Source organism: Sphingobacterium sp. HMA12 (assembly GCF_002933815.1).
Classification (GTDB): Bacteria; Bacteroidota; Bacteroidia; order Sphingobacteriales; family Sphingobacteriaceae; genus Sphingobacterium.
The window spans coordinates 299,092-315,284 of record NZ_BEYR01000003.1; the positions used below are offsets into that span (position 1 = coordinate 299,092).

At 39.3% G+C, this 16,193-nt stretch carries 16 protein-coding genes; 13 read left to right on the forward strand and 3 right to left on the reverse strand.

The features are described from left to right. The first annotated feature begins 14 nt into the window (after nt 1-14). The 7 genes from HMAT_RS18080 to HMAT_RS18110 all read left to right on the forward strand — a co-directional run bounded on the left by HMAT_RS18080 (nt 15) and on the right by HMAT_RS18110 (nt 9,005). Entirely contained in the window at nt 15-1,223 is a 1,209-nt protein-coding gene (locus HMAT_RS18080) for an FtsW/RodA/SpoVE family cell cycle protein (RefSeq protein ID WP_104384258.1), read from the forward strand. 14 nt (nt 1,224-1,237) lie between these two features. Beyond that, complete coding sequence (gene murG, locus HMAT_RS18085) at nt 1,238-2,341, forward strand: undecaprenyldiphospho-muramoylpentapeptide beta-N-acetylglucosaminyltransferase (RefSeq protein ID WP_104384259.1); 1,104 nt, start codon at nt 1,238-1,240, stop codon at nt 2,339-2,341. 9 nt (nt 2,342-2,350) lie between these two features. Further along, complete coding sequence (gene murC / locus HMAT_RS18090; RefSeq protein ID WP_104384464.1) at nt 2,351-3,706, forward strand: UDP-N-acetylmuramate--L-alanine ligase; 1,356 nt, start codon at nt 2,351-2,353, stop codon at nt 3,704-3,706. After that, nucleotides 3,699-4,535 (forward strand): cell division protein FtsQ/DivIB, encoded by an 837-nt coding sequence (locus HMAT_RS18095; protein WP_104384260.1) that lies wholly within the window; start codon nt 3,699-3,701, stop codon nt 4,533-4,535. Before murC ends, HMAT_RS18095 begins: the two co-directional genes overlap by 8 nt. 25 nt (nt 4,536-4,560) lie before the next feature. Further along, nucleotides 4,561-5,934, forward strand: a complete 1,374-nt coding sequence (gene ftsA / locus HMAT_RS18100; protein WP_104384261.1) for a cell division protein FtsA — start codon at nt 4,561-4,563, stop codon at nt 5,932-5,934. Between the two features lie 140 nt (nt 5,935-6,074). Continuing rightward, nucleotides 6,075-7,772: a cell division protein FtsZ gene (gene ftsZ / locus HMAT_RS18105; RefSeq protein ID WP_104384262.1), complete on the forward strand. Its 1,698-nt coding sequence runs from the start codon at nt 6,075-6,077 to the stop codon at nt 7,770-7,772. Nucleotides 7,773-7,862: 90 nt separating this feature from the next. After that, nucleotides 7,863-9,005: a sugar phosphate isomerase/epimerase gene (locus HMAT_RS18110; RefSeq protein ID WP_104384263.1), complete on the forward strand. Its 1,143-nt coding sequence runs from the start codon at nt 7,863-7,865 to the stop codon at nt 9,003-9,005. A gap of 23 nt (nt 9,006-9,028) precedes the next feature. Here the strand turns inward: HMAT_RS18110 and HMAT_RS18115 are convergent, their stop codons facing one another. After that, nucleotides 9,029-9,670 (reverse strand): response regulator transcription factor, encoded by a 642-nt coding sequence (locus HMAT_RS18115; protein WP_104384264.1) that lies wholly within the window; start codon nt 9,668-9,670, stop codon nt 9,029-9,031. 283 nt (nt 9,671-9,953) lie between these two features. On the opposite strand from HMAT_RS18115, the gene mscL reads away from it, so the two are divergent. The 5 genes from mscL to tsaB all read left to right on the forward strand — a co-directional run bounded on the left by mscL (nt 9,954) and on the right by tsaB (nt 12,169). Next, nucleotides 9,954-10,361 carry a large-conductance mechanosensitive channel protein MscL gene (gene mscL, locus HMAT_RS18120; protein ID WP_104384265.1) on the forward strand — a complete coding sequence of 136 codons (408 nt, stop codon included), beginning with the start codon at nt 9,954-9,956 and terminating at the stop codon, nt 10,359-10,361. A gap of 240 nt (nt 10,362-10,601) precedes the next feature. Continuing rightward, complete coding sequence (rpmH, locus tag HMAT_RS18125; RefSeq protein WP_075991291.1) at nt 10,602-10,760, forward strand: 50S ribosomal protein L34; 159 nt, start codon at nt 10,602-10,604, stop codon at nt 10,758-10,760. Between the two features lie 60 nt (nt 10,761-10,820). Continuing rightward, nucleotides 10,821-11,237 (forward strand): ribonuclease P protein component, encoded by a 417-nt coding sequence (locus HMAT_RS18130; protein ID WP_104384266.1) that lies wholly within the window; start codon nt 10,821-10,823, stop codon nt 11,235-11,237. After that, nucleotides 11,200-11,454 carry a membrane protein insertion efficiency factor YidD gene (yidD, locus tag HMAT_RS18135; protein WP_104384267.1) on the forward strand — a complete coding sequence of 85 codons (255 nt, stop codon included), beginning with the start codon at nt 11,200-11,202 and terminating at the stop codon, nt 11,452-11,454. Before HMAT_RS18130 ends, yidD begins: the two co-directional genes overlap by 38 nt. A gap of 13 nt (nt 11,455-11,467) precedes the next feature. Then, the gene (gene tsaB / locus HMAT_RS18140) at nt 11,468-12,169 is read left to right on the forward strand and encodes a tRNA (adenosine(37)-N6)-threonylcarbamoyltransferase complex dimerization subunit type 1 TsaB (RefSeq protein ID WP_104384465.1); all 702 of its coding nucleotides are present in this window, start codon (nt 11,468-11,470) and stop codon (nt 12,167-12,169) included. On the opposite strand, the gene HMAT_RS18145 is transcribed toward tsaB, so the two are convergent. Both HMAT_RS18145 and HMAT_RS18150 read right to left on the reverse strand, forming a co-directional pair. Continuing rightward, nucleotides 12,164-13,069, reverse strand: coding sequence for a CorA family divalent cation transporter (locus HMAT_RS18145; RefSeq protein WP_104384268.1), 906 nt, complete (start codon nt 13,067-13,069; stop codon nt 12,164-12,166). The two genes, tsaB and HMAT_RS18145, sit on opposite strands and share 6 nt — an antisense overlap. A gap of 163 nt (nt 13,070-13,232) precedes the next feature. Further along, the gene (locus HMAT_RS18150) at nt 13,233-13,850 is read right to left on the reverse strand and encodes an OmpH family outer membrane protein (protein ID WP_104384269.1); all 618 of its coding nucleotides are present in this window, start codon (nt 13,848-13,850) and stop codon (nt 13,233-13,235) included. 191 nt (nt 13,851-14,041) lie between these two features. On the opposite strand from HMAT_RS18150, the gene gyrB reads away from it, so the two are divergent. Next, a complete protein-coding gene (gene gyrB, locus HMAT_RS18155) occupies nt 14,042-16,000 on the forward strand; it encodes a DNA topoisomerase (ATP-hydrolyzing) subunit B (protein WP_104384270.1) in 1,959 nt (652 codons plus the stop codon). The last annotated feature ends 193 nt before the right edge of the window (nt 16,001-16,193 follow it).

The window sequence follows — 16,193 nt, forward strand, 5'->3', positions numbered from 1 at the left end:
AAAGGGAGAAGGATATGTTACAGAACATAATGTCTAAATTAAAAGGTGATCGATGGATATGGATCATTGTGATTATCTTATCGGGATGGTCACTTTTGGCTGTATACAGTTCGGTCGGAACCCTAGCCTATAAAGAAGGAAAGGGGACAGAAATGTATCTGTTGAAGCATTTTTCTATTATCGCCATCGGGTTTGTCTTGATGTATCTCTCGCATAAATTAGATTATCGTTACTATGCCGGTATATCTAAAATTTTGATGGGAATTACTATTCCATTGTTACTATTTACTTTGGTATTCGGAAGTAGTGTAAATCAGGCGAGCCGTTGGTTGACGATTCCGGGTATTGGGATGACTTTCCAGACATCCGATTTGGCCAAGTTGTCATTGATTGTTTTTCTTGCACGGATGCTGTCTCGCAAACAAGAGGAAATCAAAGATGTGAAGAAAGCTTTTCTTCCTATTATGGGATCAGTATGTGGTGTTTTCGTACTGATAGCATGGGCCAACATGTCAACGGCAATTATGTTATTTGGTGTAAGCGTACTGTTGTTGTTGATTGGGCGAATATCTTTTAAACAGATTGCAATTGTTTCTGCAGGTGTGGTTTTGTTGGGAATTATTGTTGTCTCTATCGGACCGAGACGAGCAACGTACTATAGTCGGGTAAAGACATTTTTGGGTGTAGAAAAGAAAGAAGAATCAGCTAGTCCGGTCTCATTTCAGGATGATAAAAACTATCAGGCCAATAACGCGAAGATTGCAATCGCGACAGGAGGACTCTTTGGTAAAGGTCCGGGGAATAGTGTTCAACGAAACGTATTGCCGCATCCATATTCCGATTTTATCTACGCAATTATTATTGAAGAGTATGGAACAGTTGGCGGGGTGATTCTGCTATTTCTATACCTGGCGTTTATGTATCGGTGTATACGTATTGTCACGATGAGTCCCAAAGCTTTTGGAACGTTCTTGGCCGCCGGCCTAGGTTTCAGTTTGACAATACAGGCACTTGCAAATATGGCGGTAGCTGTAGGATTGGGACCCGTGACAGGTGTACCGTTACCGTTAGTGAGTATGGGGGGGACATCCATTTTGTTTACAAGTGTCGCACTGGGGATAATCCTGAGTGTGAGCAGAAATATTGAAGAATTAAAAGGAAAAGAGCAGCTGGACGAAAAGCCGAAGCCTAAGAAAGTGGTGATCGGTTCTATTCCAGCTTAAACAATATATTGAGCATGGCAATTCGTGTAATTATAAGTGGGGGTGGTACCGGAGGACATATTTTTCCGGCGATTTCAATTGCAAATGCATTGAAGACAATGGATCCTGCAAATGAAATTTTATTTGTAGGTGCCAATGGTCGGATGGAAATGGATAAGGTGCCTGCTGCAGGTTATACTATTGTTGGGCTTGATATTCAAGGAATCAACAGAAAGCAGCTTTGGAAAAATATCCTCTTACCATTTAAATTAATGAAGAGCCTGAATAAGGCAAAAAAAGTAATCCGCGATTTCAAACCGGATGTCGCCGTAGGCGTTGGTGGTTTCGCTTCGGGACCATTATTGATGATGGCAAATAAATTGGGGATCCCAACAGTGGTACAAGAGCAAAACTCTTATGCGGGTGTCACAAATAAGAAAGTTGGTGCAAAAGCGGCAAGGATCTGTGTAGCGTATGAGGGGATGGAACAATTTTTTCCTGCAAATAAGGTACTGTTGACAGGAAATCCCATCCGAAGAGAGTCCGTTGCAATTGAAGGAAAAAGAGCCGCAGCATTGGAGTTTTTTGGATTACAACAAGACAAAAAAACAATCTTGGTGTTAGGCGGGAGTTTAGGCGCCAGAACATTGAATGAAAGTGTGGTCGCCTATTTGGATTCGCTCTCCAAGGAAGATGTGCAAGTGATTTGGCAATGTGGAAGCTTTTATATCGACAAACTTCGCCTGGAACTCGAAGGGAAACTTCCAGCGAATGTGAAGATGATGGCATTTCTTCAAAAAATGGATTATGCCTATGCTGCTGCTGACGTAATTATTAGCCGGGCGGGAGCAGGTACCATTTCCGAACTCTGTGTTGTTGGGAAGCCTGTTATTCTGGTTCCTTCACCTAATGTTGCGGAAGACCATCAGACTAAAAATGCAATGGCTTTGGTCAGCAAAAATGCTGCGTTGTTGGTGAAGGATATTGATGCTGCACAACAATTAATTCCAGCGGCCTTGAATTTATTCAAGAACTTGGAACAAGTAGCGCAGTTGAGTGAGCATATAAAAAGACTGGGCAAGCTGGACGCGGACGTTCAGATTGCAGAGCAAGTATATAAATTGGCAAATAAGAAATAGATGATGAGTATGAATCTAGATGCAATAAAACAAGTTTACTTGATCGGAATAGGCGGAATCGGAATGAGTGGCCTTGCACGCTATTTTAAGCATTTGGGCTGTGAAGTGAATGGATATGACCGTACAGAGACCGAATTGACCAAAACTTTGGCCAAAGAAGGTATTTCGATCACATATCAGGATGAGGAGGGTTCTATTGATCCTATTTTCCATCAGCCTATAACTGCTACATTAGTCATATTTACACCTGCAATTCCTAAAGATTCCAAGATTAAAGCTTTTTTTGAATCTCAGGGGCACGTGTTATATAAAAGATCACAAGTACTGGGTATCATCAGTGAAAGCCGGTTTACAATAGCGGTAGCCGGGACACATGGTAAAACAACTACGTCTACGATGGTCGCGCACCTGTTGAAAGATTCCGGATATGACTGTTCCGCTTTTTTAGGCGGTATCAGTTCGAACTACAATACCAATGTGCTTTACGGAAACAATAATACAGTGGTGGTTGAAGCAGACGAATTCGATCGTTCATTTTTGACGCTTCATCCGAATATCGCTATCGTGACTTCTTCGGATGCGGATCATTTGGATATTTATGGGGATAAGAGCCATTTACTTGAATCGTTCCAGCTGTTTTTGGATAAGGTTGTTGAAGACGGTACGCGTATTATAAAAAAAGGATTGGAATTTAAAGGACAGATCAGTTATTCTGGGCACGAAGTGGCCGATGCGTATGCATCCAATGTCCATGTCAGGGAAGGTGAATTTTACTTTGATTATCAAGATGTCCATGGGAAAATTGAGGATATTCATTTGGGCATTCCCGGAATTCACAATGTTGAAAATGCCGTAGCTGCTATTACCGTAGCTCGTTTATTAGGAATTTCAGCAGAGGCAATTAAAAAAGCATTGACCACATTTAAGGGAGTAAAAAGACGATTTGAATACATTGTTCGTACACCGGAAGTGGTGTACATCGACGATTATGCACATCATCCTGAAGAATTACGTGCCTTTTTGACCTCAATGCGCAAATTATATCCAACAAAAAAGCTGAACGTCGTTTTTCAACCGCATTTGTTTACGAGGACCAGGGATTTTGTAGATGGATTTGCTGAAGTATTGTCCATGGCTGATAATCTGCTCTTGATGGAAATATATCCTGCGCGTGAACTTCCGATTGAGGGTGTTAATTCAAGTTGGTTATTGGATAAAATTACAGCACCGCATAAACAGATCGTGACGGCCGAAGAGGTACTTGATTTTGCCCGGAATAAAAAACCGGATTTGATTGTAACTGTAGGTGCGGGAGATATAGATAAATTGGTGAAACCATTACAAGCTATTTTTGAGCATGCTTAGAAAATTACGTAACATACAATGGAATCGTGTACTTTACTTTACCCTATTTTTTATTGGGGTCATCGTAGTTGTTGTGATCATGACCATTGTGGGCAAACGTGATGAACAACAGCTTTGTAAAGAAGTGAAAATCGTTATAGAGGGTACAGAAGCTTTTATTGATCAAGCTGATATTTCAAAACTGATCGCGCAAAACTATGGAAGTTTTGTGGGAAAGAAAGTCAATGGTATTCCTTTTCAACGTGTAGAAAAGACGTTGAAAAAATTGCCATATGTGTCGAATGCAAGCATTCATGCTGACATGGATGGGACAGTACGGATCAATATAGACCAGCGCGAGGCGGTCATGCGGGTTATCAACAAAAATGGACGTGAGTTTTATGTTGACCCCAAAGGTTTAAAGATACCAACTACATTGAAGTATATTCCGCATATTATGGTGGCGACCGGCAATATTTCCGAAGGGTATAATGAGGCATTGGATACGATTTCCACCCCGTTGGTAAAAGATTTAGTGAAAGTCGCGGAATTTATTGGTAGGGACGAATTGTGGAGTAATCAGGTTGTACAGATTTATGTGAATGCGGATCATGATATCGAACTTGTTCCACGTGTCGGAACCCAGCAATTAATTGTTGGATCGGCCGATTCACTAGAACAAAAATTTGAATTATTAAAAACATTTTATACGCAGATCATGCCGAAAGTGGGTATAAACGCTTATGGCGTGGTGAATGTAAAATATGGAGGACAAATCATTTGCGAGAAACGTGGAAATTGGAGTTTCTCTGATGATCAGACAAAAAAAGTAGCAAATAATACATTATAGTAATACAGCAACAATACAGGAAATTATGAACTCAAAGGCGGCAGAAATTGAAAGAGAGAATCCAATTATCGTGGGACTCGATATTGGTACTACCAAAATTTGTGTTACGGTTGGGAGACGTAGCTCAGGGAACAAAATCGAATTATTAGGGGTGGGCAAGGCCGATTCTGCTGGAGTAAGCAGAGGGGTAGTAGCCAATATCCAAAAGACTGTGGGAAGTATTTTGGAGGCGGTAGAAATTGCCGAAGCACAGTCTAATGTCGATATTAAGGTTGTCAATGTGGGCATCGCCGGTCAACACATTAAGAGCATCCAACATCGTGGAATATTTACCAAAACAGATGGTGATGACGAGATCATTCGAAGAGATATCGAACGATTGATCTCGGATATGTATAAACTGGTACTGCCTCCAGGAGAAGAAATTATACATGTTTTACCTCAGGAATTTACGGTAGATAATGAACCGGGTATCCGCGAACCGATCGGCATGGCTGGGCGTCGTATAGAAGCGAATTTTCATATTATTTCGGGAAGAGTTACCGATATCAAAAATATAAAAAAATGTATTGATAATTCCAATCTGGAAGTTGCTGAACTGATCCTAGAGCCTTTGGCATCTTCAGAAGCTGTATTGGATGAAGATGAAAAAAATGCTGGTGTTGTATTAGTTGATATCGGTGGTGGAACGACCGATGTTGCAATCTTCCACGAAGGAATTATTCGTCATACTGCTGTAATCCCATTGGGCGGTAATATTGTGACCGAAGATATCCGTCAAGGCTGTTCTGTATTGCGTTCACAGGCAGAATTGCTAAAAACACGATTTGGATCTGCCCTAGCTGATGAAAATAAAGAAAATGAAGTCATTTGTGTACCTGGATTGAAAGGCCGTGAGCCAAAAGAAATTTCCGTAAAAAACTTAGCCTATATTATTCAGGCGAGAATGGAGGAAATTATCGAACATGTGTATTACGAGATTAAGTCCTCCGGTTATGAAAATAAACTTATCGGCGGTATCGTTATTACTGGAGGTGGAGCTCAATTGAAACATTTGGTACAACTAGTTGAGTATATTACTGGAATTGATTGTCGTGTCGGTTTTCCGAACGAATATCTTTCCAAAAACGAAGTGTTGCCAAAACCGCTCTTTGAAGAATTGAAAAGTCCATTGTATGCAACAAGTATTGGTTTGTTGATCAAAGGGATCCAATCGCACGAAGAAGAAGAGGACAGTCGTAGAGAAGCGCACGCGCCAGCTAAAAAAGTGCAGGCGACTACCACTACGAAAGAGGTTTCGGAGCAACAGCAAAAAGAACAAGGATTGCTGTCATGGTTCAAGCGATTTATTAAGGATGGTAACGAGATTGATGACGCAAGTTTTTTAGATAAAAAGTAAGTTTTCCACAATGAATGAAGTTTTCCACAATTTCACAAATGTGGAAAACTTTTGTTGAAATTATATTATTATTACATTACATATAGTGGGTTTGGTTCAATTTGATATCGTATTCATTATAAGTTAAATAGGGATAAGTTATGTCAATACAGTTTGAAATGTTAAAAGAACAATCTTCAATAATCAAGGTTATTGGGGTTGGTGGTGGTGGCGGCAATGCCGTAAACCACATGTATAAACAAGGAATTAGTGGAGTAGATTTTATCGTGTGTAATACGGATGCACAAGCATTGGAATTAAGCCCGATCCCCAATAAAGTTCAATTGGGAATAAGTCTAACCGAAGGTATGGGTGCTGGAGCAGATCCTGATGTAGGTGAAAATTCCGCTATCGAAAGTATTGAAGATATCAAACGTATGTTAGGTACCAATACCAAGATGTTGTTTATTACCGCCGGTATGGGCGGTGGTACAGGTACCGGAGCAAGTCCCGTTTTGGCTAAGGCCGCTAAAGAATTGGGTATTCTTACTGTTGCGATCATTACTACACCATTTACTTTTGAAGGTAAACGCCGTCGCTCACAAGCGGAGGAGGGACTTTCGGAATTACGTAAATATGTAGACTCTTATCTTGTTATCTCCAACGATCGCTTACGCGAAATCTTTGGAAATTTAACGATGACGGCTGCTTTCGCAAAAGCAGATGATATATTGACTACTGCGGCAAAAGGTATCGCCGAAATTATCACTATACCCGGCTATGTAAACGTCGATTTTAAAGATGTTCGCACAGTGATGAACGATAGTGGTGTAGCGATTATGGGTAACGCGATTGCCGAAGGAGAAGATCGTGCCTTACGTGCAGTAGAAGGTGCTTTGGCGTCGCCATTGTTGAAAGACAATGAGATCGAAGGTGCTCGTTATATTTTGTTGAATATTACTTCCGGAACTAAAGAGGTGACGATGGATGAAGTAGCAATCATTACAGATTATATTCAGGAAAAAGCTGGACTATCTGCTGATTTGATCTGGGGTAACTGTATCGACGAAAACTTTGAAGATGAGCTGTCCGTAACAATTATAGCGACAGGTTTTCAGACTTCTGAGGAACGCGATAAAGAGCGTGAAAATACAAAGGTATCTATGCCCTTGACACCTGAACCGGTTAATTCTTTTGTGAAACCTGTTTCGCAGGTTGCCCCAAGGGAAACACCAGTTGCCAATAGTTTTGTCACTCCGGTTCAACGTGTGGATACACCAGCTCCTTCAACAAATACATCGACACCAAATAATTTGCAGTCGGATTTGTTTACTTCCCCAAAAAATATCGTACAACAGCAGGTTGTTGTAGAAGAACCGCAAGTGATACGTCATGACCTGGGGTTTGATGGTGCGTATGAAGAGGAAACTTCATTTTCTGAAAGTGATTTTCAATTAAAAACTTCACCTTCTGTTTTCCAATTTCAAATGCCAACAGTATTTGATTCATATTCAGCTCCGTCTGCATCAGACTATGACGAGAAACCGACCTTCTCTTCGAGTACAACAAATGAGCAGGTTGAGGTGCCTCAGGTGGAAGAGGAGCAGGTATCATTTGAAGATCAATTGGTACGCACGAAAGAGCGTATCTTGCGATTGAAAGAATTGAGCATGAAATTGAAATCTTCAAACGGTCTTCATGAGCTGGAAAATGAACCCGCTTATAAAAGAAAGCAAATGTCACTGGAGGATACGCCACATTCTTCCCAATCACAAGTGTCTCGCTTTACGCTGTCATTTGAAGATGGAAATACGGAAATTCGTCCAAACAACTCCTTTCTACACGACAATGTGGATTAATCGAATTTGATATAAAATACTAAAAAAGCCATCCGATCGGATGGCTTTTTTAGTATCTTTAAATTCCGATAGAATACAATTATATAAGCTATGACTACAAAATTAAATAATCCTGTATGGGTCATGAGTTCTGCCTTTGATAAATTGTCATTACCAGAATTGATTCAAACAACAAAAAGAATTGGTGCCGGTGGAATTGACCTTTGTGTTTTTAGAAAGGACGGTACACGTGAAGACCATACAGCTACACATTTGGACTATGAGGGATTTACACCAACTAAAGCTAAAGAGACACTTGAACTGTTTAATCAGGCTGACCTGAAGCTTTCGCTCGGAGCCTTCGAAAATATGATTGGGGGAGATCCGGAACAACGGGTCAAAAATCAGAACCATTTATTAAAACTGATTCGAATAGCCCATTTGTTGGGCGGGGACGAGAACAATGTTAAAGTGGGTACTTTTGTCGGTTATAATCACGAATTGGGGAATCAGTTGGATGGTTTTCAAAAAAACCTGGATGAATATACACGCGTATTTGCGCCAATCGTTAATTACGCCGAGAGCCTGGGGGTTACCATACTATATGAAAACTGCCCGATGGAAGGCTGGCGCTCTTCAAGATACAGTTCTACCTACAACAACTTGCCCGCTGTCTTGGCGGCACGTAAATTGATGTATGCGATGGTGCCGAGTAAGGCTCATGGTGAAATTTACGATCCTTCTCATGATGTTTGGCAAAATACAAATCCAATCGATGTCATCCGTAATACCGATATGAGTCGATTACAGCGAATACATGTGAAGACCACACGCAATTTACAGACGACTGCTCGCGTAGATTGGGGGGGGATGTATCCTATGCAACATGTGGATGCTGAACTAGCAAAAAAAGCAAATGTAAGTATTCCTGGGCATGACTGGGATAGGCATCACTACGAAGCGATGCTTCCAGGTTTTGGTGGTTCAGATAGTATGGACTGGCGCGGCTTTGTGGATCTACTCCAGGAACGCGGATTTAAAGGCCCTTTTGAAATAGAAAATGAGGCAAAAAATTCAAAGGATACGGGTGATTTCTTCGCAACGGTACAAGGCTTTACAACTTGTCTTAATTTCTTAGCTCCTATGTTATGGGATTTGGAAGCGGAAGTTGGTTACTCCTATAAAAAATCAGATCCGTTAAAAGATCTGAACGTAAAAGATGTTCCAGTCGTTACAATGGACGATCTAATCTAGAAAAAATACACTCCAACAATGTTTTAATTGTTGGAGTGTATTCTGAAAAGTTCAATGAGTTCAGGAATGTTAGAGACATTTAGTTTTTCAAATATCCTGCTCTTATAGGTGCTTACAGTTGATGGACTTAGTTCAAGGAGGCCCGAAACTTCAATTATTCCTAAACCCTTGATCAATTGTTTTGCAACATCTACTTCCCTGTTTGACAGACGTGCTAAAGGATTTAACTTTGTGAGTTCCGATTTGCTCTGCGTCAGTTTTTGGACATAGAGATCCTGAACATTACTTGACATATATTTGCCGCGCTCCTGAATTGCCAGTATAGCATGGCTCAATTCTGCCATTGCAGTAGTTTTATTAAGATAACCTACCGCTCCTGCTTCAATATAACGCAACGCATACAACGACTCATCATAGGACGAGAAAATTAAAATTTTAATGGCAGGTTGGATTTGCAGGATTTCTTCAACAACTCGAATATTATTTCCTCCGGGCATATTGATGTCCAGCAATAACAGGTCGAATTCTTCCAGTTTTATCTTTTCTAGCACCTCATCGAAATTTTCGGCTTGGAATATTTCCGCCTTTTTTAGCGTTTCCTTGATAATAACGGAAGCACCTAATCGTACAATGCCATGGTCGTCTGCAATAAGAATCTTCTTCATAGATACTTTATCTTATTCTGGGCTTTAATTACCGTATGAAATTTAAAGTACTATCAATATACAATATATCTTGATATTTTGCCCTAGTTAACGAGCAAATATAGTAAATTAAGTTAATAAAAAACTTGAGCGTGCTGTTTTGCACGGTAATTTTAAAAATAGGACTTAAGTTAGAAAATGCAGGGCAATAAATGAACTAGTATAAAAAATTGGTATATTTTAATTAGATTTATGTGACAATTACTAGTTTTGGTAAAATTTTAAAAGATTAAATGGTTTAAATATGGGATTTTTAAAAGAATTTAAAGAGTTCGCAATGCGCGGTAGCGTTGTTGATTTGGCTGTCGGTGTTGTTATCGGTGGGGCATTTGGTAAAATTGTTACATCATTGGTTGACGATATTATCATGCCTCCCATAGGATATTTGACAGGCGGAGTTGACTTCTCCTCAAAGAAAATTATACTTAAAGCTGCTGATGAGGCTGCGAAACAAGCCGAGGTTTCTATTAACTATGGGAATTTTATCAATGTAGTCATCCAGTTTTTGATTGTTGCATTTTGTATTTTCTGTGTTATTAAAGGTTTAAATTCTTTGAAACGTAAAGAAGAAGCTGCTCCTGCTGCACCGGCTGCACCAACGAAAGAAGAGACATTATTGACCGAAATCAGAGATATTCTAAAAACTAAATAAGTCAAATTTTTATTTGATGCGAAATTAAACAGGGTGGGCTTTACTGCCCTGTTTTTTATTTTGAGCAATTTGTAAAATGGTTTTTTTAGGCTGTCAATGAATTAATTAGCGTAGGCTTTGTACTTAAAGTCTAAATGTTCTCAATATTGTTTGTTTTTGTCTAAAATAAACTTTACTTTTGCATTCCTCTTGGGGAGTTTTGTATTAATTGAAGTAAGAACAAATTAGCATAATAGCGTCATGAAAAGAACATTTCAGCCATCGCAAAGAAAAAGAAGAAACAAACACGGTTTTAGAGAGCGCATGAGCTCTGCAAACGGTAGAAGAGTATTAGCTTCACGTAGAGCTAAAGGTAGAAAACGTCTTACAGTGTCTGACGAATACCGTCACAAAGGTTAATCTTTGACAAGGATCGGTGGCCGCTTATAAGAGCTTTTTCTGATAAGATCAAGTCATCGTATGAGAAATACATTTACAAAAGAAGAACGGTTATGTGCGAAAAAGCGTATCGATACGCTTTTTAAAAGCGGTTCTTCTTTTGTTTTGTACCCTTTTAGAATTGTTTTTATTCTTGAAAAAAACAAACAGACTGAAAATATCCTCCCCTGTCAGTCTATTCTTTCCGTCTCCAAACGTCGGTTCAAAAGAGCTGTAGACCGCAATGCGATAAAACGTATGATGCGTGAAAGCTACCGTCTTCAGAAATCCAATGATTTGATTCCTTTTTTGTTGAAACATAATGTAACTTTGTATTTAGCTATTCAATACGTGGGGAAACAGATCTTAGCATACGATGTGTTTCATACTGCGATGAATAAAATGCTAAAAAAATTACAGGATGAATGTGCCGATGCTTATTTGGAACAAGGGAATTAAACCTTTATTTAGTTTTATTTTCTTAGCAATTATTCGTTTCTATCAACTATTTATTTCGCCCTTCTTAGGTGCCAATTGCAGATATACGCCGACTTGTTCGCAATACGGCAAGGAAGCTATTTTAAAATATGGACCATTTAAAGGCGGCTGGATGGCGTTGAAGCGAATCGTACGTTGTAATCCCTGGGGCGGCCATGGGCATGACCCCGTACCTTGACTTCGATAAAACAATGAATAACTTAATTTTACAAATTGATACCTCAACCAGCGTGTGTTCGGTTGCTCTCAGTGAGAATGGACAGACTTTAGCTGTAATTGATCTGGACGAACCGAATGCACATGCAGCGAAATTGACTGTTTTAATTGAACAGATTTTGCATAAAACAGAACGTTCTATGCAAGAACTTAAGGCAATAGCGGTCAGCATGGGCCCCGGCTCCTATACAGGACTCCGTATTGGGGTGTCTACTGCAAAAGGTCTTTGTTATGGCTTGGATATTCCGCTGATTGCAATCAATACATTAGAAGCATTATTTTTAGGCTACAAAGAACAGTTTGGATTGCCGGAAGGGGAAGCTTTTATCCCCATGTTGGATGCGCGTCGCATGGAGGTGTATTCCGCAGTTTACAACCATCAGTGTAAATTGGTGAAACCTACTTCGGCAGAAATTATAGATGCCAACTATTACAACGAACTGTTGGCTTCTTATAGTCGCGTTCATCTATTTGGCTCAGGAGCTGATAAATTTGATGAATTGTTTGCATCAAACGATCGTGTGCATGTACAACTGGAATTTAAAGATTCTGCTGCATTTTTATCCCCATTGGCATTTGATAAGTTTCAAAATAAAGAATTTGAGGATGTTGCCTATTTTGAGCCTTTCTATCTGAAAGACTTTGTGGTAATGACAAAGAAAAAGGTTGGCCTATAGCCAACCTTTTCTTTTGAACCAGAGGTAAATGGCTAATGATATGGCAATCATGATGGCGATAGCAACAGGGTAACCGTAATACCATTCCAGTTCGGGCATATTTTTAAAGTTCATTCCATATATTCCCGCCACAAACGTAATTGGCATAAAGAAAACAGAGAAAATCGTCAAAATGCGCATGATTTCGTTGGTGTGGTTCGATGATATATTAAAGAATACATTCAATAGCTGCGCGACATTCTCAGATAAGTTCTCATAGAGCGTCGATGTACGTATTTGAAGGTCTTTTAAATCTCGGGTGTACACATCTTTTTTGGAAGAAGAATGAAAATGTTCAATGACCTCTTTATAGAGAAAAATGACCTTTCTGGCCACATCTATCTGACGCTTGATGAAATATAAGTTTTTCAGCACAGGCTGCTGTTTCATGCGTTTTAAAAAAATCAGTTCTTCGTAGGAATCAATGCGTGTGGATAACTGTTCCAAGGTCTTACTGAAAGTGAATACAGCAGCCGTCGTAATAAACACAGCCAATTTTCGGCTGTTTTTTGTCTTTACACTCGTAAATTCAATGTTTTTGAGTTTTTCTAAAAATTCAATACGGCGTTTATGGACTGTAATAACAAAATCGCTGCCATAGAATATAGTGAGACGATCTGTTACTTCACCAATACTATCTGAGTTTTCTTTGAAATTATCAGACATGACCCGAAGAATAATAAATGTATAGTTTTCAAATTCTTCTATTTTGGGGAGATGTTCAGGTTCTTTCGAATCCTTGATGGAGGCATCATTTAGATTGTATCTTTCTTTGATGAATATAAAATCTTCTGAGGTAGGCTCAGAGATATCAATCCATTCATAGTTTGCGATTTCCTTTTCAACAATCGTTTTGATCATAAATCTAATTTTTACAAAGACAAGATACTAAACGTTTTTTTTGCTGCCAATAGCTATAGCAAGAGAAGTATTGTTCTTTTATTGTTTAGTGATGGCACTCATGCAGCTTATAATTAAAAAAGCCATCACGCATTTGATGGCTTTTTTAAATTATTAGATCTTCTTATTTGTTCGAGGACTTATATTCTTCATTTAACTGTTTGATTACTTCATTCGTGATTTCCAGGGAAGGGTCGGCGTAAAGTACAGTGGGATTAGATTTTGAATAAGTCAACACCAGCTTATAGCCGTTATCAGAAGCATGTTTTTTCAAAAACTCAGTGATTTTATTGTACACGTTGTTGAATTCTTCTGATTCATCTTTGGCTAGAGATGAAGAAGCTGTCTGGTCTAACCGTGCTAGCTCATCTTGTTTACGGGCCAATTTTTGTTCGGTAGCTTGTCTATCTGCTGCGGACATTGCCGCTGCATTCTTTTGGTAGTCAGCAACCTCACGTTGAAATGCTGCACTTTTAGCTTGAAGGTCAGCCTGTGCTTTTTTTACTTTGTTTTCAAGTTTTGACTTAATGTCTTTAAAATATTGATATTTTTCAGAAAGCGAATCTGAATTCAGATAGACAATTTTATCCTTGTTACTACCTTGACTCTCTTTGCTTACGGCGTTTGAATCATTTTTTGAAGGCTCGTTTTGCGTTTTAGCACCCTGGTTACATGATACGATTGTTCCAGCCAATAAAAGACCAAAGGAAACTTTCGATACAATTGAAAATATAGTGTTCATTTTTTTATTATTTGCAAATTAATACTGAAACAAACCTAACATAAAAAAATCGAAATTTTAATTTTTAATCCTAAAAAAGTAAAATTATCGACCATTTGATTGTTTCAGATTATCGGCTTAATACTTCACCGTAGACTTGATAAATCGGCCAAAATTTCGTATTTTTGAATATTACATTTAACAGTTTTTCAATGAGCGAAGAAAAGAAAAATGCATCCACCTACTCGGCCGATAATATTCAGGTATTAGAGGGTTTAGAGGCGGTTCGTAAGCGTCCATCCATGTATATTGGTGATACCGGTGTAAAAGGATTACACCACTTGGTATACGAGGTTGTAGACAATTCAATCGACGAAGCTGTAGCAGGGTACTGTACAGATATCTTTGTTACCATCCATAAAGACAATTCAATTTCTGTTCGGGATAACGGTCGTGGTATCCCTACTGGAATCAACAAAAAAGAGAATAAATCAGCGTTGGAGCTCGTGATGACGGTATTACATGCTGGTGGTAAGTTTGACAAAGATACCTACAAGGTGTCGGGTGGTCTACATGGTGTGGGGGTATCTTGTGTGAACGCATTGTCGACACTTTTGAAAGCTGAGGTACACCGTGATGGAAAAATATACCAACAGGAATATCAAATCGGTAAGCCTTTATACGATGTTAAAGAAGTTGGTGTTTCGGATAAGACGGGTACAATTGTAACATTCCATCCGGATGCAACGATATTTACGCAGACCACGGTATATAATTACGATACCTTGGCCAATCGCCTTCGCGAGCTTGCCTTCCTAAATAAAGGCGTTAGCTTAACGTTAGAGGATGAGCGTGAAGCGAATGAAGACGGTTCGGAAAAAAAAGAAACTTTTCATTCTGAGGGTGGCCTAAAGGAATTTGTTAAATTCTTGGATGGTACACGTCAGGCATTGATTCCTGAACCGATCTATGTCGAGGGAATCAAACAAGGTATACCTGTAGAGCTGGCTCTACAATATAACGATACCTATTCTGAGAACGTCCATTCTTATGTGAATAATATCAATACGATCGAAGGAGGTTCACACGTAGCAGGTTTCCGTAGAGGTTTGACACGTACCTTGAAAGCGTATGCAGATAAGTCAGGTTTACTTAAAAACTTAAAAGTCGAAATTACAGGTGATGATTTCCGTGAAGGTTTAACAGCTGTTATTTCTGTTAAAGTTGCCGAACCTCAATTTGAAGGACAGACAAAAACTAAATTAGGTAACTCTGAGGTAATGGGGGCCGTAGATGTGGCTGTTGGCGAAATTTTAGGTGTTTATCTGGAGGAAAATCCGCGTGAAGCCAAAGCGATTGTCCAAAAAGTCGTCATTGCAGCTCAAGCGCGTGCAGCAGCACGTAAGGCACGTGATCTAGTACAACGCAAAACGGTTATGGGCGGTTCTGGACTTCCCGGAAAATTAGCGGATTGTCAAGATAATGACCCAACAAAATGCGAAATTTACTTTGTCGAGGGGGATTCTGCGGGTGGTACAGCCAAGTCGGGACGCGACCGTAAGCATCAGGCCATTATGCCGCTACGGGGTAAGATCCTGAATGTGGAAAAAGCAATGGAACATAAGATCTATGAAAACGAAGAGATCAAAAATATGTTTACCGCTTTGGGAGTAAGTGTTGGTACAGCTGAAGACGCGAAAGCGTTGAATCTGGATAAATTGCGTTACCATCGTATCATTATCATGACCGATGCCGATGTGGATGGTTCCCACATTACAACGTTGATTCTGACATTCTATTTCAGATATATGAAAGAGTTAATCGAAAGAGGATATGTATACATTGCCACTCCGCCTTTGTATCTTGTGAAAAAAGGTAAAGAACATGAATATGCTTGGAACGAAGACCAACGTATAAATGCCATACAACGCTTAAAAGGAACAGGTAAAGAGGATAGTGTACATGTGCAGCGCTATAAAGGTCTTGGTGAGATGAATGCAGAGCAACTTTGGGATACTACAATGAATCCTGATACACGTACTTTACGTCAAGTAACAATTGAAAATGCAGCTGAATGTGACCGTATTTTCTCGATGTTAATGGGTGATGAGGTCGCACCTCGCCGGGAGTTTATCGAAAAAAATGCACGTTACGCAAAAATAGATATCTAATACCAATTTTATAACGAAAATAAGAGGTCTGATGAAATTTTCATCAGACCTTTTTTTATTTCAAATTATTTTATAACTTCATACTGATGAATCATTTATCTGCCGGGGTAAATGTTTCTCAGCCGACAGGTAGCCAATATTAAATAAAACCTATTATGAAATATTGTAGCAAGATTTTGCTCTTTATAGGTTG